Raw genomic sequence first — 26,276 nt, forward strand, 5'->3', positions numbered from 1 at the left:
GGTGACTGCGCTCAATGATGTCGACGTCGTCGTGGTCGGGGCCGGTCCGGTCGGCCTGACCCTGGCCAATATCCTCGGGCTGCAAGGGATCCGCACCCTGGTCATCGAGGAACGCGACACACTCATCGACTATCCCCGGGGGGTCGGGCTCGACGACGAGTCATTGCGTACATTCCAGGCGATCGGCCTGATCGATGCCGTCCTGCCGCATACGGTTCCGAATCAGATCCTGCGGTTCTTCGACGGCAGGCGACGGTTGCTGGCCGAGATGGCACCCGCCGACGCCTGTTTCGGCTGGCCCAAGCGCAACGGCTTCGTGCAACCGCTGGTCGACGCCGAACTGCTGCGCGGCCTGGAGCGCTTCGACCATGTTCGGGTGCTGTGGGGGCGTCCGATGACCGGGTGCACTGAGAAACCGGACGGCGTCACAGTGCAGCTGGGCAGTGCTGAGGTGAATGCGCGCTATCTGGTCGGGTGCGACGGGGGACGCAGCGCCACCCGCCGGTTGATGGGCGTGTCCTTCGAGGGCACCACGTCCTCGACCCGTTGGCTGGTCGTCGATGTCGCCAACGATCCGCTCGGGCACCCCAACAGCGAGGTCGGAGCCGACCCGGCGCGCCCGTACGCCTCCATCTCGATCGCACACGGGATCCGGCGCTTCGAGTTCATGATCCACGCCGACGAAACCGACGAGCAGGCCGAAGACCCGGAATTCGTCGCGGCGATGCTGGCCCCCTTCGTGCCGCATCCGCACGACGTCGATGTGATCCGGCACCGGGTCTACACCCACCATTCCCGGATCGCCGGCGCATTTCGCCGCGGCCGGCTGCTGCTGGCCGGCGACGCCGCACATCTGATGCCGGTCTGGCAGGGGCAGGGCTACAACAGTGGGATCCGCGATGCGATGAACCTCGGGTGGAAGCTCGCCGCCGTGGTCGGCGGGCAGGCGCAGCCGAGTTTGCTGGACAGCTATGACAGCGAACGGCGCAAGCATGCCCGAGCCATGATCGACCTGTCCACGATGGTGGGCCGGGTGATCTCCCCGACCAATCGCCGCGTCGCCGCCATGCGCGACCGGGCGATCCGTGCCGCCTCGGCGGTGCCCACGCTCAAGCGCTACGTGCTGGAAATGCGGTTCAAGCCGATGCCGCGCTACGACCACGGCGCGGTTGTCCACGACCAGCCCCGCCGGCCGGACTCGCCGGTGGGAACGCTGTTCATTCAGCCCCGCGTCGACACCCGCACCGGGACCGAGCTGCTCCTCGACGACGTGATCGGCACCGGATTCGCCGTGCTGGCCTGGAACAACAACCCCCGGGTCCTGCTCGGGGAAGCCGCCTTCGGGCGGTGGAAAGCGCTGGGCGCCAGCTTCATCGCCGTTCGGCCATCGACCCAGCTGCACTGGACCCCGCCCGGCAGCGAAGACGACCCCGAGGTCACCATCGTCGGTGACCGCACCGGAGAGCTGAAGTCCTGGTTCGACCGACACAGCGAGTCGGTGCTGTTCCTGCGCCCAGACCGCTGCATCGCCGCGGCGTGCATCGCCCAGCGCGCAGCGGAGGTCAGTGCCCGGCTCTTCGACGTTCTGGGTCTCATCGCGGAAGGGGGTGATCACCGCGATGGCACTGGCCCTGTGCTGCATGTCCCACAGCCCGCTGCTGAATCTGCCGGGACCGCCCCCTGAGTTGATGGACGACGTCGAGGCCGCGATCGCTCAGGCCGCGGCGTTCGTCGCCGGCTTCGACCCCCAGCTGACGGTGGTGTTCGCGCCGGACCACTACAACGGCTTCTTCCTGCGGCTGATGCCGCCGTTCTGCATCGGCACCTCCGCGCGGGGGGTCGGGGACTACGGCACGTATTCCGGCCCGCTGAACGTCGCCGCGGATCTGGCCGCTGACTGCGCCGCGGCGGTGCTGGATCATGGTGTGGATGTGGCCGTGTCGGCCGGTATGGAGGTCGATCACGCCATGGTGCAGCCACTGGAGCGGCTGTTCGGTGATGCCACCGCATGCCCGGTGATCCCGATCTTCATCAACGCCGTCGCCGCCCCGCTGGGGCCGATCCACCGTGCCCGCGCCCTGGGGACCGCGGTCGGTGAATTCCTGGCCAGCCTGGATCTGCGGGTGCTGGTGTTGGGATCCGGTGGGCTGTCGCATGATCCGCCGATCCCCACGCTGGCGACTGCGCCGCCGGCGATCCGAGACCGGCTTGTGCACGGCACTGCGATGAGCGCCGAGCAGCGGCAGGCCCGCCAGGACACGGTCATCGCGGCGGCGCGCGACTTCGCGGCCGGCGTGAACGAGCTGGCCCCGCTGAACCCGGACTTCGACCAACGGTTCCTGTCGATCCTGGACAGCGGCCGGCTCGATGACCTCTGCGGCTGGTCGAACTCGTTCATCACCGAATCGGGCGGGGGCTCGGCGCACGAAATCCGAACCTGGACAGCAGCGTTCGCCGCCTTGGCGGCCCAGGGCGGCTACCGCACGGTCGACCGTTACTACCGCCCGGCCCCGGAGCTGATCGCGGGCTTCGCCATCCGCACCGCAATACCTGCGGGGGTCAGCCGATGACCGATCACATCGTCGACGTGCTGGTGATCGGATCCGGCGGCGGCGGTATGACCGCAGCGCTGGCCGCCGACGCCCGCGGGCTGGACACCCTGGTGGTGGAGAAGTCGGCGTACTTCGGCGGATCAACCGCCTTGTCCGGCGGCGGTATCTGGGTGCCCGGTGCGCCGGCGCAGCGCCGCGAGGGCTACGCCCCGGACCCCGAGGGTGTCGTCACCTACCTGCGCGCCATCACCGACGGCCTGGTCGATGAGGCGCGCTTGCGTCAATACGTCGATGCCGCACCGCGGATGATGGAGTTCCTGGAGCAGACCAGTAACTGGTTCGAATTCGTCTGGAAACCCGGCTACGCCGACTACTACCCGGAACTTCCGGGCGGGTCGGAGCTGGGTAGCACCATCAACGTCCCGGCCATCGACCTGCGCAAACTCGGCGACGAGGAGCAGCACCTGCTGGCCCCGCTGGCGTTGGCGCCCAAAGGAATCTGGCTGGGGCCCAAGGACCTCCGGCTCTTCTACCAGGTGCGCCAGTCGTGGCGCGGCAAAGGCGTGCTGGTCAAACTGTTGTGGCGGATGTTCCGCGCCAGGGTGTTCGGGGACCGGATGGCCGCCATCGGACAATCACTGGCGGCGCGGCTGCGGCTGGCCATGCTCGAACGCGACATCCCACTGTGGCTCGACACCCCGATGACCGAACTCGTCACCGACGGCTCGGGTGCGGTCACCGGGGCCGTGGTGCAACGCCACAGGGCATCACAGCGCATCACCGCCCGTCACGGTGTCATCCTGGCCAGCGGCGGGTTCGACCATGACATGGCCTGGCGCAAGCAGTATCAACCGGTGCTGGAACATGATTGGAGCTTCGGCAACCCGCTGGCTACCGGTGACGGCATCCGCGCCGGCGAGCGTGTCGGAGCCGCCACCGAGCTGCTCGACGAGGCGTGGTGGTTCCCCGCGCTGTGCTGGCCCGACGGCCGCCTGCAGTTCATGCTCAACGAACGCATGATGCCGTCGCAGTTCATCGTCAACGGCAACGGGGAGCGGTTCGTCAACGAGGCGGCGCCCTACATGGACTTCGCGCACGCCATGATCGCCGGCCAGCAATCCGGCACCACCCACATCCCCTGCTGGCTGATCACCGACCAACGATCCTTCCATCGCTACGTCGTCGCCGGGCACCTGCCGATCCCGAAGGTACCCGGCGCGCCGGTGCCGACCGGGCGCCGGGTGCCGCAGTCCTGGCTGGACTCCGGTGTGGTCAAGGCGGCGAACACCTTCGAGGAGCTGGCCACTGCGATCGGGGTGCCACCCGAGCGGCTGCGGCGCACCGCGGAACGGTTCAACGAGTTCGCGGAAGCCGGCCACGACGACGACTTCAACCGCGGCGACAGCGTCTATGACAACTACTACGGCGATCCCACCCTGCCCAACCCCAACCTGTATCCGCTGGGCAAGCCGCCCTACTACGCGTTCCAGATCATCCTCGGCGACCTCGGTACCTCCGGTGGCCTGCGCACCGATGAGCACGCCCGGGTGCTGCGTGCCGACGACTCGGTGATCGAGGGCCTCTACGCGGTGGGCAACACCGCGTCGCCGGTGATGGGCCGCAGCTACGCCGGAGCCGGAGCCACTATCGGCCCGGCGATGACCTTCGGTTATGTGGCAGCCCAACATATTTCAGACAGTCGTCGAACGCTCGGCGCGCAGACTCCCAACCAATCAGGAGGTAACCCGTGAAGATCTCACTGTTCTACGAATTCGCGCTGCCGCGTCCGTGGTCCGATGACGATGAGCATGTGCTGTTCCAGGACGGCCTCGACGAGGTGGAGGCGGCCGACAAGGCCGGGTTCTCGACGGTGTGGCTGACCGAGCATCATTTCCTCGAGGAGTACTGCCACTCCACTGCGCCGGAGATCTTCCTGGCCGCCGCCAGTCAGCGGACCAAGGACATCCGACTCGGTTTCGGCATCATGCACCTGCCGCCGGTGGTGAACCACCCGGCGCGGGTGGCCGAGCGCGTCGCCACCCTGGATCTGCTCTCCAACGGGCGCGTCGAGTTCGGCACCGGTGAGTCGTCCTCGGTCGGCGAGCTCGGCGGCTTCGGCATCGACCCCGCCGACAAACGCGCCCAATGGGAGGAAGCCCTCGAGGTGTCGATCCGCTGCATGACGGAGGAGCCGTTCACCGGATTTCGCGGCGAACACGTGCAGATGCCGGCCCGCAATGTCGTCCCCAAACCGCTGCAGCGGCCGCACCCGCCGGTCTGGGTGGCGTGCACCCGGCCGGCATCGATCCAGATGGCCGCCGAGAAGTGCATCGGCGCCCTGAGTTTCGCCTACACCGGGCCCGGCCCGCTGGCCGAGCGGGTCAATGGCTACTACAAAGAACTCGAAGAGAACGGTGTCCCGGTCACCCCGCAGGTGAACCCCAACATCCTGGCGATCGGCGGTGACCTGTCGATGATGGTGGCTCCCACCGAAGCACAGGCCCTCGACCGGCTCGGGAAGGGCGGCGGCTTCTTCTCGTTCGGGATCATGCACTACTACATGACCGGTCAGCACACGCCCGGCCGGACCGGGGTGTGGGAACGCTACCTAGACGAAGTCGAGAAGGACCCGACGCTGGCTTACGGCCCCGGCCGCGGCGCGATCGGTACTCCGGAGATGGTGCGGGAATTCCTGCGCGGCTACGAGGAAAGTGGCGTCGACGAGATTATCCTGCTGCTGAATCCGCGCAGCCACGAAGCGACCATGGAGGCCATCGAACTGATGGGTAGGCAGGTCTTGCCGGAGTTCATCGAACGCGACGAGAAGGCGGTGGCCGACAAGGCCAAGAGGCTTGCGCCCGTGCTGGAGAAGCTGGAGGCCCGGCGGCCGAAATCCACCGCACCCGAGTTCGATGAGGGTTACTCGTTCGGTGGTCTGCCGACCGGCCGCGACAAGTTCACCGCCACCGAGATCCCCGAGGCCATGGCCGAAATCAATGAGGGTCGGGTCCAGGCCGCGCAGCGCGCGAAGGAAGAGCGGAACCGCGGTCAGCAATGACCGCATCCCCCGGGCTGTGGCGCTACGACGGTCGACGGGCCGTGGTCACCGGCTGCGCGTCGGGAATCGGTGCCGAGCTGGTGCGACAGCTCGGTGAGCTCGGGGCGACCGTTACCGGCCTGGACCAGACCGAGCCCGCGGTGCACGTCGACGAGTTCCACCCGCTGGATCTGGCTGATCCGTCATCGATCGACCGGGCAGTCGAGGCTATTCGGGCGCCCGTCGATGCGCTGTTCAACGTCGCCGGCGTGTCGTCGGGCATTGGGGATCCGCAACGCGTGGTGGCCATCAACTTTCTCGGCATGCGCCACCTCACCGAGGCACTGTTGCCGGCGATGCCGGCAGGATCGGGCATCGCCAACGTCTCGTCGCTGGCGGCCGCAGCCTACCGGGAGAATGCCCAGACTACGGCCGGCCTGTTGAACTCCGCAGGCGTGGCCGGCGGATTGCAGTGGTGCCGGGCGCATCCCGACGCGCTCGCCGACGGCGGCTACCGGCTCTCGAAGGAGGCGGTGATCCTCTACGTCATGCTCACCGCCGATCGGCTGGCGAGTCGCGGTATCCGGATCAACTGCACCGCACCGGGAGTCACCGAAACACCGATCCTCGACCAATTGCGCAGCAGCTACGGTCAGGGCTATCTCGATGAGATTCCCAAACCGCTGGGGCGGGTGGCCAGCCCGGGCGAACAGGCCGCACCGCTGGTGTTTCTCAACAGCTCGGCAGCCGGCTACGTCACCGGTCAGGTGCTCTGGGTCGACGGCGGTAACCTCGCCGGCCGAACGGCCGCCATGTTTGCGAACGGAGGGTGTCCGTGGCCGGCCTGACCGAGTTCCGCCGCGTCGGCGAGGCGGTGCGCAACTGGGGGCGCTGGGGCGACGACGACGAGCTGGGCACGCTGAACCTGATCACGCCGGAGAAGGTCGCCGAGGCCGCCGCGCTGGTGCGGCACGGCAAAGTCTTCCCGCTTGGGGTGGACTTCGGCTCGTCGGGCCCGCAGGGCGCCTTCCAGTTCCGGCACAATCCGATTCACGTGATGACCGTCGATGGCGGCGATGTGAGCACGCTGGCGCGCTACGGCCCGGACTGGCACCGCAACGTGGTGGCGCAGCAGTTGAGCGAATTCTTCACTGACAACCCGTTCCGCTTCAACGACGACATGATCGTCATGCCGCTGCAGGCGGCGACCCAGTGGGACGCGCTGTCGCACGTCTACTACGACGAAAAGCTCTACAACGGCTTCCCGGCGAATTCGGTGACCAGCCTGGGCGCCTATCACTGCGGTATCGACAAAGTCGACGGCAAGGGCATCACCTCTCGCGGGGTGCTGCTGGACGTGGTCGCCCACCGCGGTGTGGACACCTTCCTGCCGCTGGGCACCCCGATCACCCCCGACGAGCTCGACGAGGTGGCACGCGCCCAGCAGGTCACGGTCGGCCCCGGCGACATCGTGTTGGTCCGAACCGGGTGGTGGACACGGTTTACCCAAACCGGTGACGGCGCTGAACCGGGCGCCGGGCTGGATTGGCGGTGTGCGGTGTGGCTGCACTCCCATGACGTCGCCGCGGTGGCCGCCGACAACCTCATGGTCGAGAACCCGGTGTCCGGCGTCGAGGGCACCTTCCTGCCGCTGCACATGCTGTGCCTGCGGGACATGGGAATGATGCTGGGGGAGTACTGGGATCTGGGCGCACTGGCCGCCGATTGCGCCGCCGACGGGGTCTACGAATTCCAATTGGTGGCGCCACCGTTGCGGGTGACCGGTGGGGTGGGGTCGCCGGTGAACCCGATCGCGATCAAGTAGCCACGGGCGAGGAGCTCATCATGCGATTCGTATTTGTCCACGGTGGGTTTCACGCCGGTTGGTGCTGGAGCCGGACCGTCGCCGAGCTGGAGAGGATCGGCCATACCGGCATCGCGATCGACCTCCCCGGTCATGGCGCCCGGCTCGACGAGGAATCGACCCTGGCCAACCGGAGGGAGGCGGTGGCGGCGGTGCTGCAGCACGGCGACGTCCTGGTGGGCCACTCCGGCGGTGGTTTCGATGCGACGCTGGGCGCCGACAGCGCACCGGAGCTGGCGAGCCACATCGTCTACCTGGCGGCGGCCCTGCCCCGGGAGGGGCACAGCTACACCGATGCGATGACGATGGGCAGCGAGGGAGCCGAGTTCTTCGACACCGCCGCCGCTGACATGCTGTCGCATCTGCACTTCGCCGACGACGGCGCGATGACCTTCGCGAACATCGACGGTGCCCGGCAGTACTTCTACCACGACTGCGATGACGACACCGTGCGGTGGGCCTTCGAACGGCTGGGGCCGGAACGGTTCGGCGACACCACGGTGGCGCCGGTGTCGGTGCGCAACTTCTGGGCGGCCGACATCGGCCGCAGCTTCATCCGCTGCGAACAGGACCGCGCCTATCCGCGCTGGCTGGCCGACCTGGTCTGCCGGCGGCTCGGTGTGGAACCGCTGACCATCGACGCGTCACACTCGCCGTTTCTGAGCCGACCCGCCGAACTGGCCGAGCTGCTGGTGCACGCCACCACCACCCGCCCGATCGGCCCGCTGATCCCGAACTAAAGGAGCCGACGTTGCTGGTCGCGCGCAAGACCGTCCTGGTGGACGGGCTGAGCACCTCCTACCTCGAAGCCGGCGATCCGGCTCGGCCTGCCGTGGTCCTGCTGCACGGCGGAGAGTTCGGCGCCGGCGCCGAAATCGGTTGGGAACGCAATATCACCGCACTGGCGCAGCGCTATCGGGTGCTCGCGCCGGACCTGCTCGGATTCGGGGAGTCGGCCAAGGTCATCGACTTCAACGACGGCCGAGGTATGCGGATCCGCCACGTCGCGCGGTTCTGCGCCACCCTCGGCGTCGAATCGGCGGACTTCGTGGGCAATTCCATGGGTGCGATCATGCTGCTGGTCGACACCACTTCGGCGGCGCCGCTGTTGCCGGTGCGCCGACTGGTCGCCATCTGCGGCGGCGGCGAGATCCAGCAGAACCAGCACATGGCCGCGCTCTACGACTATGACGCCACGCCGGCCGCGATGCGCCGCATCGTCGAGGCGCTGTTCCACGACCCGGCCTATCCCGCCGACGAGGACTATGTGCAGCGCCGGTATGCCTGCAGCACCGCGCCCGGCGCCTGGGAGGCGGTTGCCGCAGCGAGGTTTCGCCGGCCTGGCGCCGAGCCGCCCCCGCCCGCGTCGAGCGACCGGCGCTACGACCGGATTTCGGTGCCGGCGCTGGTGATCGAGGGCGGCTGCGACAAGCTGCTACCGCGGGGCTGGGCGAAACAGATCGCCGACCGGATTCCGGGTGGCCGGGCGGTCGTCGTCGACGACGCCGGGCACTGCCCGCAGATCGAGCAGGCCGAGCAGGTCAACGGATTGCTGCTGGACTTCCTAGCCGGTTGACCGGCCCCCGTCGGTGCGTGCCGGACCGTAGATTTGCTCGATCCGATTGTCGCAGGCAATGCGATCGAAACATTGCACTTAGTTGGTGTTCGGTGGTGTTCGGTGAGTTCGCCGGTGGGGCCGGGGTAGGGCTCGACCGCAGGTGGGGGTCGCTTGGGTGGTCGGGTATTCAGCGCCGTTGGTCAACCGACGGCTTGGCGGCCCGGCGGATTGGTGAACCAGACGTTCTCCTCGCGCAGGTTGCGGCTACGCCAGCCCTCGGCCGTGCGCACCAGCTCGTGGTGGTAATAGCCGCCGCAGCAGCTCAAGTCGGCCATGCTCGGCAGCTGCATCGGGTTGTAGAACATGGCCCGCACGGTCGCCGAATCACCGGCGTGTTCCAGGATCTCGATGTTGGTGATGTAGTGCATCGACATCGGGATCGCGGTAAAGCCGACGGCCAACCAATCGGTCACTTCGTCGCGGGTGCCGCAGATGGCGCCGGCCGAGGTGTAGTCGATCAGGGCATCGTCGGTGAACACCGACCGGTACAGCGCCCAGTCCTTGGTGTCGACGGCGCGGGCGTAGCGATACAGCAGCGCGGAGATCTCCAGCTGATCCTCGATCGGCACCGTCATGCCGGCATCCCGATGGTCTTGATGTGCAGGTATTCGGTGAAACCGACTGTGCCGTTGCGGTATCCCAGGCCGCTCTGCTTGGTGCCGCCGAACGGGCTGTCGATACCGAAGTGGCTCTTGCCGTTGATGCTGACGTTGCCGGTGCGCATCCGGGTCGCCACCGCCATCGCCCGGTCCACGTCGGCGCTGCTGACCTCACCGGAGAGCCCGTAGATCGAGTTGTTGGCGATCGCGACCGCGTCGTCGTCGGTGTCATACGGCGTGACGGTCAGTACCGGGCCGAAGATCTCCTCCTGCGCGATCTTGCTGTCCGGATCGACGTCGGCCAGCAGGGTCGGCTGCACGTAGTAACCGGTGGGCAGCTGTTCCGGGATGCCGCCGCCGGTGACCAGCCGTGCGCCCGAATCCAGGCCGGAGGCGATCAGCCCCAGCACCTTGCGCCGCTGCGTCTGGCTGATCTGTGGGCCCTGCATATTGCCGGGCGTCCACGGGTCGCCCATCGGGAAGTTCTCCATCGACGCCTTCAGCACCGCCAGGCCCTCCTCATAGCGACTGCGGGGCAACAGGATTCGCGACGGCAGGACACAGCTCTGGCCCGACATCACACAGGCCATCATCGCGGCCATCGGCAGCGCCGAATTGAAGTCGGCGTCGTCGAGCACGATGTGTGCGGATTTACCGCCGAGTTCCAACAGCGTCTTCTTCACCGTCGGTGCGCTCGCGGCCAGGATGGCCCGGCCGGTCGCGGTGGAACCGGTGAAGGTGATCATGTCGACGCGGGGATCCGCCGACAACGCCGCACCGACTTCGTTGGCGTTCGAGGTGACGACGTTGAACACCCCGGCGGGAATATCGGTACGTTCGGCCACGATCCGGCCCAATTCGCTGCCCGACCACGGGGTGAGCTGGGCCGGCTTGAGCACGACGGTGTTACCGGCCATCAACGCCGGCACGGTCTCGGCGATGTTGAGATACAGCGGCACATTCCACGGGGTGATCGCGCCGACCACGCCGAGCGGCTCGTAGTGCAGCTTGCGGCGCGCCGGGCCCAGCGGGGTGTCGTGCAGCCCGGTGTCCACCAGGTAGTCGAAGGCGCGGGCGTGATCGGCCCAGTGTTTCACCTCGGCGATCGGACTCTCGATCTGGCTGCCGGTGACGGTGATCGGGCAACCCACCTCGGTGATCAGGATGCGGCGCAGCCGCTCCTTCTCGTCCTCGAGTGCGGCGTGCAGCTGCATCAGGCAGTGGTGGCGGAACTCCACATCGCGGGACCAGTCGCTGGTGTCGAACGCGCGGCGGGCCGCGCCGACTGCGCGCGCCATGTCGTCGACCGTGCCGTCGGCGGCGGTTCCGACCACCTCTTCGCTGGCCGGATGCACGACGTCGAACGTCGCTCCGCTGCTGGTTCCGGCGAGCTCGCCGTCGACCAGCATGCGGGACTCGCCGGCCAGCACCCCCGAATCTCCTTGCACCGCAGTCATAGCAGATCCTTCCGTATGCCGGGTAACGCTACTCTATTAACGTAGAGAGAAGGAAGAGCCGATTCCGGCGACAATGCCCGAGATGAGCGCGTCCAGTTCCTCGGCGCTGCCGATCCTGCGATCCCCGCTGGCGAACGCCTGCAGCACGCCACTGATGAACATCATCACGACATAGGCCTGCCGGTCGGCCAGTGCGTCGTCCGGCTCGCCGGGCTGCAATCGCAGCACCACGTCGCGGATCAGAGCGTGGAACTGGTCGCCATAGCTGCGGAATGCCTCGTCGAGCAAGGGATCACGCACGGCCTGCAGCGCGAGTTCATAGCGGGCCTTGGTGCGGATCAGCCGCGCACCGGTTGTCGAGCGCATCACCAGGGTGGCCAACCCGGACGGTTCGCCGGTGTCGGCGGACGGCTGGGACCGGGTCGCCGCGGTCAGGTCTTTGAGGTCCAGCTCGGAAACCCTGACCGCGACCGCCTGCAGCAGTGCTGACCGGGTGCGGAAGTAGAACGAGGTGGTCCCGTCCGGAACACCGGCCTTGCGGTCGACCTTGAGATGGCTGACCCCTTTCACGCCGTCATCGGCAAGCAGCCGGATGGCGGCGTCGCAGAGTTCCCGCCGGCGCTGATCTGGATTGGGCTTTCGTCGCATGGTTCGACCGAGTCTAGTCTGCAGCCTTCTCTACTGTTGTAGAGTCGCGCGAATGAAGCTGGTGTTCGGCCTGCCCCACATGCTGCGGTTGAAAGCGATGATGCAGCCCTGGGAGGCCGGGGTCACCGGAGCCGAGCAGACCCGGATGGCCAAGCGCGCCGATGAGTTGGGCTACGACATGATCGCGGTCCCCGAGCACATCGTCATCCCGGCCGAGCACGTCGAGCTCTCCGGGCCGCACTACTTCCAGTCGACGATCGCCCAGGCCTACCTGGCCGGTGCCACCGAGCGGATCATGCTCAACTCCTGCGTCACGGTGCTGCCGCTGCACCAGCCGATCGTGCTCGCCAAAGCACTCGCCACCGCCGACTGGCTCAGCGGCGGCCGGATGATGGTGACGTTCGGGGTGGGATGGCTCCAACGCGAATTCGAGGTACTCGGCGTGCCATTCGGTGAGCGCGGACGGATCGCCGATGAGTTTCTGGCGGCGATCATCGAGCTGTGGACCTGCGAGTCGCCGCGGTTCGAGGGTCGCTACGTCTCCTTCAGCGACGTGGCGTTCGAGCCGAAACCGGTGCAGCGGCCCCATCTTCCGATTTGGATCGGCGGCGACGCCGATGCGGCGTTGCGCCGGGCCGCCAAGTTCGCCTCGGGGTGGTGGAGTTTCCTGACGCCGCCGGAGCAGATCGCCGAGCGGGTGGACTTCATCAAATCCCAGCCGGAGTACGACGGGCGCGCCTTCGACGTGGTGCACGGAATGGCGACCACGCGCGTCGGCGAAGGCCACGTCCGCCGCCACGACCCGCACGCCCGCTCTGGCATGAGCGGCCAGGAGATCATCGACCGGCTGAGTTGGCTGGGCGAGCAGGGGGTCACGGTGAGTTCGGTACCGCTGCCGGCGGTGCGCGGCGTCGACGAATACCTCGACTATGCCCAGTGGGTGATCGAGGAGATCAAACCGAAGGTCCGGTGATGGCGCCGGCGCTCAAACCGTAGGCGGGTCCCGAATTAATTCAGTCGCTTGACTGAGCGGGCTGAAGCGGGTTGAGTCGAACCGCTGTGATGTTCCGGGCGGAGGGTGGTCGATGGGCAACGAGCTGGCGGGCAAGACGGCGATCGTCACCGGGGGAGCATCGGGTCTCGGCCGCGGCATCGCGGAACGTTTTCTCGCCGAGGGGGCACGAGTGGTCATCGCCGATCTGGATCCCGAGCGCGGCGAGGCGCTCGCGGCGGAGCTCGGTGCCGAGGCGACGTTCCGGGCCGCCGATGTCGCCGACCCGCAACAGGTCGGCGCGCTGGTCGAGTTCGCCGTCGAAACGTTCGGCGGGCTGGACATCATGGTCAACAACGCCGGTGTCTCGGGAACCATGCACAACCGCTTCCTCGACGACGACCTGGCCGATTTCCATCGCATCATGGCGGTCAACGTGCTCGGCGTGATGGCCGGTACCCGCGATGCCGCCCGGCAGATGTCCAAAGCCGGCGGCGGGGCGATCATCAACTTGACCTCGATCGGCGGCATCCAGGCTGGCGGCGGGGTGATGACCTATCGCGCCTCCAAGGCCGCGGTCATCCAGTTCACCAAGTCTGCCGCAATCGAATTGGCGCACTATGACATCCGGGTCAATGCCATCGCCCCCGGCAACATCCCGACACCGTTCGTGGCGTCGTCGGCTGCGGCGAATCTGGACTCCGAGGCCGTCGCGCGCTATGAAGCGGCGATCCGCGAGACGATGCGCGCCGATCGGCCGCTGAAGCGCGAAGGCACCGCCGACGATGTCGCCGAAGCCGCGCTGTATCTCGCTGGTGAACGATCCCGCTATGTCACCGGCGTCGTGCTGCCGGTCGACGGTGGGACGGTCGCCGGTAAGGCGATTCGCCGCCGCGCGAAGCCGGCCGAGCCGAATTAAATCAATCGCTTGACTTAATGGCCGCCTCGCGGTTGACTGACCCGGTGACCACCGCTGATAGGGCTGTGCGGGCCGAACGGGCGAACTCCACCCGGGAAGCCATCTTGACCGCCGCCGAACGGCTGTTCGCCGAACATGGGGTGTTCGCGGTGTCCAACCGCCAGGTGAGCGAAGCCGCCGGCCAGGGCAACAACGCCGCGGTCGGCTACCACTTCGGCACCAAGACCGACCTCGTCCGCGAGATCGAACGCCGCCACCGCTTGCCCGTCGAGCGCCTGCGCGAAGAGATGGTGGCTGCGGCGGCCGATTCCACCGAATTGCGGGACTGGGTGTCGTGTCTGGTCCGACCGCTGACCGATCACCTTGCCGCGCTGGGCAATCCGACCTGGTACGCGCGATTCGCCGCACAGGTGATGGCAGATCCGGCCTACCACAACATCGTCGTCAAGGATGCGCTGAGTTCACCGTCGCTGGTCAAGGTGGTCGACGAGATCAGCCGTTGCCTCCCGGACCTGCCGGCCGACGTCCGGGCCGCCCGCAACGTGATGGCCCGCAACCTGCTGATGCACACCTGCGCCGACTGGGAACGCACGTTGGCCGCCGGCGGCAAAGCGCGAACCAACTGGCAACAAGCCAGCTCGAACCTCATCGACGCCATCGTCGGATTGTGGCGGGCCCCGGTTACCGGAGGTGCGGCGTGAAAGTCACCGCCGACCAGAACATCTGCGCCTCCTCGGGCCAGTGCGTCGGACTGGCCCCCCGGGTTTTCGACCAGCGCGACGAAGACGGCGTCGTGGTCGTGCTCGACGAGAACCCCCCGGAAGAACTCGCCGAAGCCGTTCGCCAAGCGGCCGCCGTCTGTCCGTCCCGAGCCATCACAGTCGTTGAGGAGTAAAGCGTGACCGACGCATCCACTATGGCGGCCACCGCAACGCCGGAGTACCCGATGAGCAGGGACGGCCGGTGTCCGTTCGCCCCGCCGCCGGAGACCATGGCGCTGGCCGCCGAGCGGCCGCTGAGCCGGGTGCGGATCTGGGACGGCAGCACCCCCTGGCTGGTCACCGGATACGAAGCGGTGCGGGCGTTGTTCTCCGATCCGCGGGTCAGCGTCGATGATCACCAGCCCGGCTTCCCGCACTGGAACGAGATGATGCGCGCCAGCGTCGATCACCGCCCCAAGTCGGTGTTCACCACCGACGGCGCCGAGCACATCCGCTACCGGCGGATCCTGTCCCCGGCCCTGACCATGAAACGTGTCGAGGCGCTGACCCCGGTCGCGCAACGGATCACCGACGAACACCTCGACGCGATCCTGGCCGGCCCGCAACCGGCCGACCTGATCGAAGGATTCGCGCTGCCGATTCCGTCTCTGGTGATCAGCGAACTGCTCGGCGTTCCGTATGAGGACCACGCGTTCTTCCAGCAGCACGCCACCATGGGCGTGGACCGCAACGCCACCTCCGACGACCTCGCCGAGGGCGCCAGCGAACTGTCGAAGTACCTGGTCCGGCTACTGGAGACCAGGATGGCCGAGCCGGCCGACGACATGGTCTCCGCGCTGGGCCAGCGAGTGCAAAACGGGGAGCTGTCGATACGCGAGGCCACCCAACTCGGCACCGGGATGCTGATCGCCGGCCACGAGACCACCGCGAACATGATCGGCCTGGGCATCGTGGCGCTGCTGCACGAGCCTGACAAGATCGCCGAGAAGACCGCGGTGTTCCGCGCCGACGACGATGCCGCGATCGCCAACGCCGTCGAGGAATTGTTGCGCTACCTGTCGATCATCCACACCGGCCAGCGCCGGGTTGCGCTGGACGATATCGAGATCGCCGGTGAGACGATCCGGGCCGGCGAGGGCATCATCATCGACCTGGCGCCGGCCAACTGGGACGCGTCGGTCTTCCCGGAGCCAGAGGTGCTGGACCTGTTCCGGCCGGCCCGCCAGCACATGGCGTTCGGATTCGGGCCGCACCAGTGCGTCGGGCAGCAGCTGGCCCGCGCCGAGATGGTGATCGCCTTCCGCACCCTGTTCCGGCGCATCCCGACGCTGAAACTGGCGGTGGGCATCGACGAGATCCCGTTCAAAAACGACCGACTCGCCTATGGCGTCTACGAGCTCCCGGTCACCTGGTAACCCGCCCGATTGGAGTGGATCGACATGTCAACGAGCGCAACGCGAACCGCTGAGTTCTATCCGCCGGGCGGATACGGTGCACCCAAGGATCGTCGCGGCCAAGCCCGCCGTGACGTCGGCCTGCCCCCAGGAACTGAGGTGTTCTCCGCCGACAACCACATCTCACTGGCCGACGACATCTTTTATCAGAAGTTCCCCGAGGAGCTGCGCGACAAGGCGCCGCGGATCTGGTACGAAGACGGCGCATACATGGTCGGGCGCAAGGGGCAGACCTTTTTGCCGGGTGACTTCTCGGCGGTGCTGATGCAGTACGACGACCTGGCCGGCGCCGCCAGCAGCAACATCGAGGCCCGCATCCAGGAATTGGCCACCGACGGCGTCGACAAGGAATTGGCGTTTCCGAACGCTGTACTGGCATTGTTTCATTTCCCCGACAAAGAGCTGCGCGAGCGAGTATTCCGCATCTACAACGAGCACATGGCCGAGCTGCAGGAGCGGTCGAATGGCCACTTCTACGGGGTGGGCCTGATCAACTGGTGGGATCCGGCCGGCACTCGCCGCACCCTGGCCGAGCTGAAATCCCTGGGACTCAAGACCTTCCTGTTGCCGCTCAACCCCGGCAAAGACGACGACGGCGGGGTGATCGACTACTCCAGCACCGCGATGCGCCCGGTGTGGGACGAGATCGAGGCCGCCGGGCTGCCGGTGACCCACCACATCGGCGAGACGCCGCCGAAAACCCCGTGTGAGGTCAACAGCGTCGTCGTGGGCATGATGATCAATGTCGACTCGTTCCGGGAGATGTTCTCCAAGTACATCTTCGGCGGCATCCTCGACCACAACCCGGGCCTGCGGGTCGGCTGGTTCGAAGGTGGCATCGCCTGGGTGCCGTCGGCGCTGCAGGACGCCGAACACCTGCTCGCCTCCTACCAGCACATGTTCAACCACCAGCTACAGCATCCGATCCAGCACTACTGGGACACCAACATGAGCGCATCGTTCATGGTCGATCCGCTGGGTCTGCGGCTGATCGACCGGATCGGGGTGGACAAGGTGATGTGGTCGTCGGACTACCCGCACAACGAGAGCACTTTCGGCTATTCGGAGAAGTCGTTGGCCCATGTCGTCGAAGCACTCGGACCGCAGGATGCGGCGAAAGTGGTGAGCGGCAATATCAAAGCGTTCCTGGGGGTGTGATGGGTGCGTTGGCCTCGGTGTCGCAAGCCGCCGGCAGCATCGCGATCCCCGACGTCGTCGACCGGGCGAGGCTGCGCCGGGAAACCGGCACCCGGCTCCGCGCGGCGATGGCGGACCGGGGCGTCGACGCCCTGGTCCTGCTGGGCAACAATGCCGTCACCTACGCCACCGGGACCAGTTGGCGCCTCGGTGATGCCGGGTTGTCCCACGTCGAGCGGCCGGTGGCCGTCGTGCTGGCCGACGACGAATGGCCGCATCTGTTTCTGCCGTTCCGGGAAGGTGCATCCGGGGAGTCCGACCTGCCCGCCGATCATGTGCACGGTCCGGTTTATCTCGAATTCGACGAAGGCGTAGAGCATTTCGCCCGGGTGCTCGGCGAGTTGATTCCCGGCAACGCGGTGGTCGGCATCGACGAGTACACCGGTGCGATGCGCCGCGCCCAGCAGCTGCTGTTTCCCGGCGGCCGGCCGGTGGATGCGGCGCAGGTGGTCAGTGCGGCCAAGGTGATCAAGACCCCCGATGAGCTGGCCTGCATCCGTACCGCGTGCCGGATCACCGATGAGGCCATGGTCGACGTGCAGGCGGCGCTGGCGCCCGGTATCCGCCAGATGGATCTGTCGGCCCAATTCCTGCGGCACGCATTCGAATTAGGTGCCAGCGCCAGCATGTTGGAGCCGATCTGGCAGGTGATGCCCGACAGCAGGGCCTCTGGGGTGTGGACCACCCACGGTGACCTGGCGCTACCGCTGCTGACCACCGAGCGCGAGCTGACGGCCGGTGACGTGCTGTGGACCGACGTGTCGATAACCTACGGGGGATACTGCTCGGACTTCGGTCGGACTTGGGTCACCGGCGCCGATCCGACACCTCGGCAGCAGGCGCAGTACCGGCGCTGGCGGGAGATCCTCGACGCCGTGCGCGGGGTGCTGCGGGCCGGGGTGACCTCCGGCGATCTGGCCCGCGCGGCCATCGCCGCGAACGGCGATGGCACCCGGCCCTGGCTGCCGCACTTCTACCTCGGCCACGGTATCGGCGTGAACGCCGCCGAGATGCCGATGATCGGCACCGACTTGGGCGATGAGTTCGACAACAACTTCGTGTTCGAGCCGGGCATGGTCCTGGTGCTCGAGCCGGTGGTGTGGGAGGACGGCACCGGCGGGTACCGGGGTGAAGAGGTGGTCGTCGTCACCGAGGACGGCTGGATCTCGTTGAGCGACTACCCCTATGCCCCCTATGGCGAAGGATCATGACGATGACGACTGAGGTTCTGCCGGACCGCCTCGCACTGCGCGGTGGGCGCCGTGAGCGGGCGCTGGCGCAGATGGAAGCCCACGATCTCGACGTACTGGTGCTGGGCCGGCAGGCCAATGTCCGTTATGTCACCGGGGCGCCGCAGCTATGGGTGGCGGGCACCCGCCCGTTCGGCCCCACCTGTGTGCTGGTGCGCGAAACCGGTGCCATCCATCTGCTCAGTACCTGGGATGAGGGGATTCCGGAGGACATCCCGCACGACAATCTGTACGGGATCTCCTGGAATCCGACCAACACCATTGCGGCGCTGGCGCGTATCGAAGGAGCCGGCACCGCGCGGCGGGTCGGAACCGACGCCATGTCACCTTTGTTCGCCCAGCTGCTGCCGATGGCGTTTCCCAACGCGGACTTGGTCGATGGCGAGCTGGCCATGCGGGCGGCCCGGGCGATCAAGACCGCTGAGGAAGTGGCGGCGCTGCGGTCCTCGGTCGCGGTGGCCGAGTCGGCGCTGGCGGCGGCGGTGGGCGCCCTGCAAGACGGCGTCAGCGAACAGACGTTGACCGGGGTGCTGATGGAGGCGATGACAGCAGGTGGGGTCAGCACCCCGGCCAACCAGGACGTTGCCTGGGTGACCTCGCGGGAACACCCGTGGCGGCGCGCGGTCGGCGACGGGCGGGTGCACACCGGTGACCTGGTGGCGTTCTCGGCGGGCGTGCTGGCCGGCGGCTACGTCGCCGAAGTGGGACGCACCTACCCGGTCGGTACTGTTCCCGGCGCCGCTGGGCTGTACCAGCGATGGGACACGTTGTGGGAGAGGCTGGCTGGTGCCTGCCGGCCCGGCGCGACGTGCAGTGAATTGCTGTCCGCCTACGCCGACGCCGGCGAACCCCTGCCGCCGGTGCCGGTAGCTCACGGCCTGGGACTGGGATTCGATCCGCCGGTGGTGTCGCCTCAGCTTCGCAACACCGCCGCCGCCGAGCGGCTGGAGCCCGGGATGGTGCTATCGGTCACCGGTTATGTGTTCGAGCCCGGCGTGGGCGCGGTCTTCGGGCGGGAGGCGGTGCTGATCACCGACGGTGGCCACGAAGTCTTGACCACCAGCCCGTTCGCCACCGGTTGCTGAAGGAGCAGATCGCCAATGTCTGGCACACCAGGTTCATCGCCACGGCCTTCCGCCGACGAGATCATCCGCTACCACAAGGACCCGGCCACCAAGATCGCCACGATCACCTTCGACCGGCCGGAATACCTCAACGCGCCCACGTCGGCGGCACGATTGCGCTACGCGGACCTGCTGCGCGGGGCCAGCGTCGACAACGACGTCAAGGTGGTGGTGATCCGCGGTGTCGGCGATAACCTGGGCAGCGGAGCTGACCTGCCGGAGTTCATGGAAGGTGTTGACGAGCCCGAAAAGCGCTTGGCGGAACTGCGTTTGGAAGGCATGGATGTCACCTATCCGCCCCAGGGCACCTTCCGCAACGGCGCCACCATCAGTGCCTGGTATGCCAACGTGCAGGCCGGTAACCGGCCGCTGCAGGAGCTGAAGAAGATCAGCATCGTGGAAGCCAAGGGGTACTGCTATGGCTGGCACTTCTACCAGGCCGCCGACGCCGATCTGGTGATCTCGTCCGACGATGCGCTGTTCGGCCACCCGTCGTTCCGCTACTACGGCTGGGGGCCACGGATGTGGACCTGGGTGCAGATGATGGGGCTGCGCAAGTTCTCCGAAATGGTTTTCACCGGACGCCCTTTCACCGCCGCGGACATGGAGAAGTGCAACTTCCTCAACAAGGTGGTGCCCCGCGATGAGCTCGAAGCCGAGGTCGACAAGTACGCGCTGGCCTGCGCGCGTAACCGCCCGGTCGACACGGTGTTCATGCAGAAGATGTTCTTCGAGGTGTACAAGCAGCATCAGGGCGAGTACATGGGCAGCCTGTTGTCGGCGTTCTTCGAGTCGATGGGCTCGGGGGTGGCACCGGACTCCGACGACCTGATGCTCGACGACGCCATCGATTCCGGGCTGTCCGGCGCGGTCAAGGACAACGATGCGAGGTTCCCGCCCGATTTCCGGCTGAGCAAGTCCAGCCGCGACGAGGACAACTAGCCCGTGCTGCCGCTGGACGGTTTCACCGTCGTCGATGTGTCCACCGGAATCGCCGGCGCCTACTGCACCAAGTTGCTGTCCGACGGCGGCGCTGAGGTCATCAAAGTCGAGCCGCCACAGGGGGATCCCCTGCGGTACTGGTCGGCATCCGGGGCCGCCACCGGCGCGGATGGCGCATTGTTCAGCTTCTTGGCCGGCGGCAAACACAGTGTCGTCACCGATCCAGCCGACTCCGACGACGATTTCGTCGGCGCCCTGCTGGCCGGGGCGGATGCGGTGGTGTGGTCACGCGGCTCGGCGGTGGCCGAACGCTTCGCCCCCGAACGGATGCGCCGCGACCACCCGCACCTGATCGTCACCGCGATCACCCCGTTCGGGCTCGACGGGCCGTGGCGCGACCGTGCCGCCACCGAGTTCACCCTGCAGGCCTGGTCGGGCGGGATCTTCGGGATCGGCCGCGGATCACCCGACCTGCCTCCGGCTTTCGTCGGCGGACAAGTCGGCGAGTACCTCGCCGGCGCGTACGCGAGCGCGATGACACTGGCCTCGTGGTACGCGCGACGCAACGGCGCGGTCGGGGATCTACTGGACCTGTCGATGCTGGAGACTCAGATCCTGGGTCTGACCTACTACCCGGTCAGCTACTTCGAGATGCTCGGCCGGCCTTGGCGCGACGCCCGCAAGGTCACGGTCCCCGGAATCGCCAGCGCCAAAGACGGTCTTGTCGACGTCGGGTGCGGCACCGCTCAGCAGTGGTTCGATCTGTGCGCGATGACCGGACACCCAGAGTGGATCGACGAGGACTCGCCGCTGTCGATCACCCAGCAGGCCAACGAGAAGGCCGAGGCGATCTACGCCTGGGTGAAAGAGCAGACGGTCGAGGAGATCCGCGACCTGGCCACTGCGTTCCGGATCCCGAACGCCCCGGTTGCCAACGGCGCCAATGTCACCGAGCTCGACCACTTCCAGTACCGCAGCTCTTTCGTCACCAACCCCCGCGACGGCTTCACCCAGCCGGGCCATCCCTACCGGCTGACCCCCGCCTCGCTTCGCCCGCCGCAGCCCGCACCACGTCTCGGTGAACACACCGAGGCCTACCAGATGTCGGTGATGCCGGCCCGCCCGGCGCCGGCTCAGGACCGGCCGGAAGTCCTGCCGTTCAGCGGCCTACGGGTGCTCGACCTGACCACGTTCTGGGCCGGCCCGAGCTGCACGCATCCGCTGGGGATGCTCGGCGCCGACGTCATCCATGTGGAGTCGACCCGCAGACCGGATGGAACCCGCTTGATCGCCGGGATCCCGGTCAGCGAACCGCAATGGTGGGAACGCTCGCCGATCTTTTCGGCGCTGAACACCAACAAAAGGGGCCTCACCGTCGACCTGCAGCACGAGGCGGGCCGCGAGGTGCTGCGGAAGCTGATCGCGACCGCCGACGTGATCGTGGAGAACTTCACCCCGCGGGTCCTCGAGCAGATCGGGTTGGACTTCGACACCGTCCGTGCGGTGCAACCCACTGCAATCATGCTGCGAATGCCCGGTTTCGGGCTGGACGGTCCCTGGCGAGACAACCCGGCGTTCGCCTATGTCATCGAGGCCGCATCCGGGGTGAGCTGGCTGACCGGTTTCCCCGAACGCAACCCCTACGAGCCGTACTCGATCGGTGACCCGAACGCCGGAGTCCACGCGCTCAACGCGCTGCTGCTGGCCCTGGAACACCGCAACCGCACCGGGCAGGGTGTGTTGGTGGAAGCGGCGATGGTCGATGCCGCACTCAACATCGCCGCCGAGCAGGTGATCGAATATTCGGCCTACGGAGCGCTGCTGCAACGCGACGGCAACCGCGGGCCGACTGCCGCCCCGCAAAACCTCTACCGCACCGCCGATATCGACGAATTCGGCCGGCTGGACTGCTGGGTGGCGATTGCGATCGCGACCGACGGACAGTGGGAGGCGCTCCGCGACGCGCTGGGCCGACCGGGCTGGGCGATGCAGCCGGAGCTGGCGAGTGTCGCCGGGCGCCGCGCCCAGCACGACCTCATCGACGTCCACCTCGGTGCCTGGTGCGCCGAACGCGGGGGTGACGAGATCGTCGAACTGCTGTGGCCCCTAGGGGTCCCGGTGGCCAAGGCGGTGCAGCCGCACCGGCAGGCCGAGTTGCCGCAGCTGTGCTACCGGGGTTTCTTCGAAGTGGTCACTCATCCGGTCAACCCGGCGGTGCGGCACAGCACCCTGCCAGTGCGGTCGACACACGGGCCCAATCGATTCCATCGCCGGCCGGCTCCGTTGCTCGGCGAGCACAACCACGAATTGCTGTGCGAGCTGGGCCTGTCCGACGCCGAGATCGCGGCGCTGGAGGCGCACGGCGTGATCGGCAGCGCACCTACTCGTTGAGTCAGCGCCCAGGGCGGGCCTGCTCGCGCTACTTCAGGCAGCTTCCGGCATCGACCGGCAGCGTGACGCCGGTGACGTACCGCGCCTCGTCAGAGGCCAGGAACAGCACAGCGTTGCTGATGTCCACCGCATCCACCCACGGAATCGGCAGGGTGTGGAACATCTGGCAGATCGGGGCCATGTCGTCGGGACCCGGGTTCTCCAGGTCGGGGCGGAACATCTTCCAGGTGCCCTCGTTCATGATCATTCCGGTGCTGACATGGGTGGGGTGCACCGTGTTGACCCGGATCATGTGCTGGCCCAACTCGACGGCGAACGAGCGCATCAGGCCCACCACGCCGTGCTTGGCGGCGACGTAGTTGCCGCAGTGCGGATAGGCCTTCAACCCGCCGACCGAGCTGGTCAGGATGATCGAACCACCCTTGCCTCCAGAAATCAGGTGCGGCACACCGGCTTTGACCGTCTTCCACACGCCCGACAGGTTGATGTCGATCATCTCCTGCCAGTCGTGTTCGCTGCACTGGTCCAGGGTGTCGCCACCGTTGCCGATGCCGGCGTTGGCGACGATGATGTCCAGGCCGCCCAGCTCCTCGACTCCGGCGTCCACTGCCGCCTTGAGCCCATCGAAGTCGCGCACGTCGACTTGCGCGGTGAAAATCCGGCGGTTGCGCGCCTTGACCAGATCGGCGGTCTCGGCCAGTTCCTCCGGGGTGGCCGGGGGAATGGGCGAGTTCTCGACGATCGGCTTACAGACATCGATCGCGATGATGTCGGCGCCCTCCTCGGCCAACCGGACCGCGTGGCTGCGGCCCTGACCGTGAGCCGCCCCGGTGATGAATGCGACCTTGCCTTCAACACGTCCAGCCATGGAAACCTCACTTCTTTCAATTACCGGAAAACCTTGGGGTACATAGGGGGATCAACTCACGGAATGATCGCCGGCATGGAGACCCAGCCCCGCACCGTCGACGTCGGGGAGATCTGCGTCGCCGACAGATCGACCTCCCACTCGGGGAAGCGCTTCAGGATCTCCTCGAGGGCGATCCGCGCCTCCAACCGGGCCAGCGCGTTGCCGACACAGAAATGGGTGCCGTGGCCGAAGCCCAGGTGCGGCCGGCGTTCCCGGTGGATGTCGAACACGTCGCCGTCCGGCGGGAACCGGCGGTGGTCCCGATTGGCGGCACCGATCAGCAGCAGCATCGCCGAGCCTTCCGGCACGGTCTGGCCGTAGTACTCCACGTCGCGGGTGACGTAACGGGCTGCGTGTGGTGCCGGCGGCTCGAAGCGGACCAGCTCCTCGACCGCCCGCGGGATCAGGGCCGGGTTGGCCGCCATCTCCGCCCGCTGGTCGGGGTGCTCGGCCAGCACCTTGCCGCTCCAGCCGATCAACCGGGTGGTGGTCTCACTGCCCGCGGTCGCCAGCACGGTGAGAAACAGGTGCAGTTCCTCCCGACCCATCTTCCGCCGGGTGCCGGTCTCGTCCTCGAACTCAGCGTTCATCAGCTCGGTGATCAGGTCGTCGGAGGGATGCTTCGCCCGCCAGTCGATGTAGTCGGCGAACACGTCGCCGGTGGCGATCGGCCCGTCGGGGTTGTCGGTCATCTTCTGACCGGGCGCGGTGCGAATGGTGGCATCGCCGTGCTCGGTGACGCGCTTCTGGTCGTCTTCGGGGATACCCAGCAGCATCCCGATCACCCGCATCGGCATCTGGGCCCCGAGGTCGTTGACGAAGTCGAACCGCCCGGTGCCCACCAGCGGGTCCAGGCAGCGCGCACAGTACTCCCGGATCTGCGATTCCAGCGCGTTCATCCGGCGTGGGCTGAACATCCCCGACATCAGGTTGCGGTGGATGTCGTGGATCGGCGGGTCCTCGAATATCAGGATCCCCGGCGGAATCTGCATGCCGGACTTGATGATCTCCAGAACGGCGCCCTTGGCCGAGCTGAACGTCTGGTAGTCGGCGAACGCGGCGTGCACGTCATCGAACCGGCTCAACGCGTAGAAGTCGTGCTCTTCGTTGTAGTACAGCGGCGCCTCTTCGCGCAGCCGGCGAAACATCGGGTACGGATCGTTGTTGAGTTCGACGTTGTACGGGTCGTAGTGCGCTGCGCTGGTGGTTGTCACCGTCATGGTTATCCGTCCTTGGTCGCTGCGGTCAGAGGCCGGCGGGGACGGGAGCCGTTACCGGGGTGAATTCCAGGTGCAGTTCGGTCAGGCCGCGCAGGATGAACGTCGGCTCGAAGGTGAATCGGCGATCACCGGCCGGGCCGTGCTGCGACTCGTCGAGCCGGATGTCAGTCATCCGGTCCAAGATGCGTTCCAGCGAGATCCGGCTCTCGGCGCGGGCCAGGGGAGAGCCCGGACAGGTGTGGCTGCCGCGGGCGAACGCCAGGTGCTCACGCACATTGGGCCGGTCGATGCGGAACTCGTGCGGGTTGTCGAACTTGCGGGGATCGCGGTTGATCGCCCCGGGGAACACCACCACGACGGTGCCGGCCTTCAGCTCGACCCCGCCCAGGGTGGTGGTCTTGCGCACCAGTCGGGGGTCGGTCTTGACCGGGCTTTCCATCCGCAGGGTCTCTTCGAGGAAGTTCGGGATCTTGCTGCGGTCCGCGCGCAACTGGTCCACCAGGGCGGGGTCCTCGGCCAGGAACCGCAACGCCGCGCTGAGGAGCTTGGTGGTGGTCTCCTGCCCGGCGGCGAACAGGAAGGTGGCGCTTTTGACCACGTCGGCGATCTCGGGGATCGACCCGTCCTCGTAGGTGGCGGTGGCCAGGTCGGTCAGCACGTCACCGCGCGGCGTCTCGCGGCGGTCGGACAGGTAACGGCTGAACTTGTCGTCCAGCCAAGCCAGCGGGTCGTGGGCCAGTTCTTCGTGATCGAGCGCGCCGATGCGCGCACCAGGCTGCGGCGCGCCCAGCACCTCTTGGAACACCGGCCGATCTTCGTCGGGGACACCGAGCAGGTCGGCGATCACCAGCAGCGCAAAAGGCCTGGCGTAGGAGGTCAGGAATTCGCAGCTGCCGCTGTCGATGAAGTAGTCCAGCTGGCGATCGGCCAACTGCCACATGAAGTCCTGGTTCTCCTTGAGCCGCTTGGGGGTGAGCAGCCGGCTCAGCAACGACCGGGCCTTGGTGTGCGTCGGCGGGTCCATGGTGACCATGTGCTCGCACATCGGCATCAGGTGGCGGTGCGCCTCGATCTGCTCGCTGATGTCGTCGCCCTCGGGGGTGAACGGCAGCGGCGGGAACGGTCCGCCGACCGCGACCAGGTTGGAGTAGGTGTCGGAGTCGCGGTAGATCTCGTTCGCTTCTTCATGACCGGTCACCGCGACCACGCCGTAGACGTTCAGCGGGGTGACCGGGCTCTGGGCCCGCAAGTAATCGAAGTACGGGTGCGGGTCGGGAATCAAAGACTGGTCGGTGAAGAAGTCGATGGTGTCGAAGTCGGTCAACGTGGACCTCTCTGCAGAATGGGCTGACAGGTGCTGAGCATCTGCTTAGCATGGGTG

General features: G+C 67.2%; 24 protein-coding genes. 18 read left to right on the forward strand and 6 right to left on the reverse strand.

All coding sequences use genetic code 11. From position 1 onward, the window contains the following. Position 1 precedes the first annotated feature (1 nt). From A5694_RS14660 to A5694_RS14695, 8 genes are read left to right on the forward strand one after another with little or no spacing between them, the layout of a single operon-like run. Positions 2-1,684, forward strand: a complete 1,683-nt coding sequence (locus tag A5694_RS14660; protein WP_019736503.1) for a bifunctional 3-(3-hydroxy-phenyl)propionate/3-hydroxycinnamic acid hydroxylase — start codon at positions 2-4, stop codon at positions 1,682-1,684. Further along, a complete protein-coding gene (locus A5694_RS14665) occupies positions 1,641-2,570 on the forward strand; it encodes a 3-carboxyethylcatechol 2,3-dioxygenase (protein WP_234787932.1) in 930 nt (309 codons plus the stop codon). The genes A5694_RS14660 and A5694_RS14665 overlap by 44 nt, the downstream gene beginning before the upstream one ends. Then, entirely contained in the window at positions 2,567-4,303 is a 1,737-nt protein-coding gene (locus tag A5694_RS14670) for an FAD-binding protein (RefSeq protein WP_064922551.1), read from the forward strand. Before A5694_RS14665 ends, A5694_RS14670 begins: the two co-directional genes overlap by 4 nt. Next, on the forward strand, positions 4,300-5,610 hold the full coding sequence (locus A5694_RS14675) for an LLM class flavin-dependent oxidoreductase (RefSeq protein ID WP_064922552.1): 1,311 nt from the start codon (positions 4,300-4,302) through the stop codon (positions 5,608-5,610). The genes A5694_RS14670 and A5694_RS14675 overlap by 4 nt, the downstream gene beginning before the upstream one ends. Beyond that, complete coding sequence (locus tag A5694_RS14680; protein WP_064922553.1) at positions 5,607-6,437, forward strand: coniferyl-alcohol dehydrogenase; 831 nt, start codon at positions 5,607-5,609, stop codon at positions 6,435-6,437. Before A5694_RS14675 ends, A5694_RS14680 begins: the two co-directional genes overlap by 4 nt. After that, positions 6,425-7,414 (forward strand): cyclase family protein, encoded by a 990-nt coding sequence (locus A5694_RS14685; protein ID WP_064922618.1) that lies wholly within the window; start codon positions 6,425-6,427, stop codon positions 7,412-7,414. Before A5694_RS14680 ends, A5694_RS14685 begins: the two co-directional genes overlap by 13 nt. A 20-nt stretch (positions 7,415-7,434) precedes the next feature. After that, positions 7,435-8,193 (forward strand): alpha/beta fold hydrolase, encoded by a 759-nt coding sequence (locus tag A5694_RS14690; protein WP_019736497.1) that lies wholly within the window; start codon positions 7,435-7,437, stop codon positions 8,191-8,193. Positions 8,194-8,204: 11 nt separating this feature from the next. Next, positions 8,205-9,029, forward strand: a complete 825-nt coding sequence (locus A5694_RS14695) for an alpha/beta fold hydrolase (protein WP_019736496.1) — start codon at positions 8,205-8,207, stop codon at positions 9,027-9,029. A gap of 182 nt (positions 9,030-9,211) precedes the next feature. Here A5694_RS14695 and A5694_RS14700 read toward each other — a convergent pair whose 3' ends face one another. Genes A5694_RS14700 through A5694_RS14710 form a run of 3 tightly spaced genes read right to left on the reverse strand, consistent with a single transcriptional unit; the run spans position 9,212 to position 11,775 of the window. Continuing rightward, complete coding sequence (locus A5694_RS14700) at positions 9,212-9,646, reverse strand: nuclear transport factor 2 family protein (protein WP_019736495.1); 435 nt, start codon at positions 9,644-9,646, stop codon at positions 9,212-9,214. After that, positions 9,643-11,127: an aldehyde dehydrogenase family protein gene (locus tag A5694_RS14705; protein WP_064922554.1), complete on the reverse strand. Its 1,485-nt coding sequence runs from the start codon at positions 11,125-11,127 to the stop codon at positions 9,643-9,645. The genes A5694_RS14700 and A5694_RS14705 overlap by 4 nt, the downstream gene beginning before the upstream one ends. A 36-nt stretch (positions 11,128-11,163) precedes the next feature. Then, positions 11,164-11,775, reverse strand: a complete 612-nt coding sequence (locus A5694_RS14710; protein WP_064922555.1) for a TetR/AcrR family transcriptional regulator — start codon at positions 11,773-11,775, stop codon at positions 11,164-11,166. A gap of 52 nt (positions 11,776-11,827) precedes the next feature. On the opposite strand from A5694_RS14710, the gene A5694_RS14715 reads away from it, so the two are divergent. From A5694_RS14715 to A5694_RS14760, 10 genes are all read left to right on the forward strand, one after another. Continuing rightward, positions 11,828-12,748, forward strand: coding sequence for a TIGR03619 family F420-dependent LLM class oxidoreductase (locus tag A5694_RS14715; RefSeq protein ID WP_064922556.1), 921 nt, complete (start codon positions 11,828-11,830; stop codon positions 12,746-12,748). A 112-nt stretch (positions 12,749-12,860) separates the two neighbouring features. Beyond that, the gene (locus A5694_RS14720) at positions 12,861-13,685 is read left to right on the forward strand and encodes an SDR family NAD(P)-dependent oxidoreductase (protein WP_064922557.1); all 825 of its coding nucleotides are present in this window, start codon (positions 12,861-12,863) and stop codon (positions 13,683-13,685) included. Between the two features lie 17 nt (positions 13,686-13,702). Then, positions 13,703-14,386: a TetR/AcrR family transcriptional regulator gene (locus tag A5694_RS14725; protein WP_019736490.1), complete on the forward strand. Its 684-nt coding sequence runs from the start codon at positions 13,703-13,705 to the stop codon at positions 14,384-14,386. Then, positions 14,383-14,580 carry a ferredoxin gene (locus A5694_RS14730; protein WP_019736489.1) on the forward strand — a complete coding sequence of 66 codons (198 nt, stop codon included), beginning with the start codon at positions 14,383-14,385 and terminating at the stop codon, positions 14,578-14,580. The genes A5694_RS14725 and A5694_RS14730 overlap by 4 nt, the downstream gene beginning before the upstream one ends. 21 nt (positions 14,581-14,601) lie before the next feature. Beyond that, positions 14,602-15,822, forward strand: coding sequence for a cytochrome P450 (locus A5694_RS14735; RefSeq protein WP_064922558.1), 1,221 nt, complete (start codon positions 14,602-14,604; stop codon positions 15,820-15,822). 24 nt (positions 15,823-15,846) lie between these two features. Then, complete coding sequence (locus A5694_RS14740; RefSeq protein WP_064922559.1) at positions 15,847-17,019, forward strand: amidohydrolase family protein; 1,173 nt, start codon at positions 15,847-15,849, stop codon at positions 17,017-17,019. After that, the gene (locus A5694_RS14745) at positions 17,019-18,269 is read left to right on the forward strand and encodes a M24 family metallopeptidase (RefSeq protein ID WP_064922560.1); all 1,251 of its coding nucleotides are present in this window, start codon (positions 17,019-17,021) and stop codon (positions 18,267-18,269) included. The genes A5694_RS14740 and A5694_RS14745 overlap by 1 nt, the downstream gene beginning before the upstream one ends. A gap of 2 nt (positions 18,270-18,271) precedes the next feature. Continuing rightward, positions 18,272-19,393 (forward strand): M24 family metallopeptidase, encoded by a 1,122-nt coding sequence (locus tag A5694_RS14750; RefSeq protein ID WP_064922620.1) that lies wholly within the window; start codon positions 18,272-18,274, stop codon positions 19,391-19,393. Positions 19,394-19,408: 15 nt separating this feature from the next. Further along, a complete protein-coding gene (locus A5694_RS14755) occupies positions 19,409-20,374 on the forward strand; it encodes an enoyl-CoA hydratase/isomerase family protein (protein ID WP_064922561.1) in 966 nt (321 codons plus the stop codon). Between the two features lie 3 nt (positions 20,375-20,377). Continuing rightward, complete coding sequence (locus A5694_RS14760) at positions 20,378-22,765, forward strand: CaiB/BaiF CoA transferase family protein (RefSeq protein ID WP_064922562.1); 2,388 nt, start codon at positions 20,378-20,380, stop codon at positions 22,763-22,765. A gap of 28 nt (positions 22,766-22,793) precedes the next feature. Here A5694_RS14760 and A5694_RS14765 read toward each other — a convergent pair whose 3' ends face one another. The 3 genes from A5694_RS14765 to A5694_RS14775 are packed head-to-tail and all read right to left on the reverse strand — an operon-like array spanning position 22,794 to position 26,219. Beyond that, complete coding sequence (locus A5694_RS14765; RefSeq protein ID WP_064922563.1) at positions 22,794-23,633, reverse strand: mycofactocin-coupled SDR family oxidoreductase; 840 nt, start codon at positions 23,631-23,633, stop codon at positions 22,794-22,796. 56 nt (positions 23,634-23,689) lie between these two features. Continuing rightward, a complete protein-coding gene (locus A5694_RS14770; protein ID WP_064922564.1) occupies positions 23,690-24,895 on the reverse strand; it encodes a cytochrome P450 in 1,206 nt (401 codons plus the stop codon). A 25-nt stretch (positions 24,896-24,920) separates the two neighbouring features. Next, positions 24,921-26,219, reverse strand: coding sequence for a cytochrome P450 (locus A5694_RS14775; protein ID WP_064922565.1), 1,299 nt, complete (start codon positions 26,217-26,219; stop codon positions 24,921-24,923). Positions 26,220-26,276 lie beyond the last annotated feature (57 nt).

It is taken from the genome of Mycolicibacter sinensis (genome assembly GCF_001667945.1).
GTDB classification, from domain to species: Bacteria; Actinomycetota; Actinomycetes; order Mycobacteriales; family Mycobacteriaceae; genus Mycobacterium; species Mycobacterium sinense_B.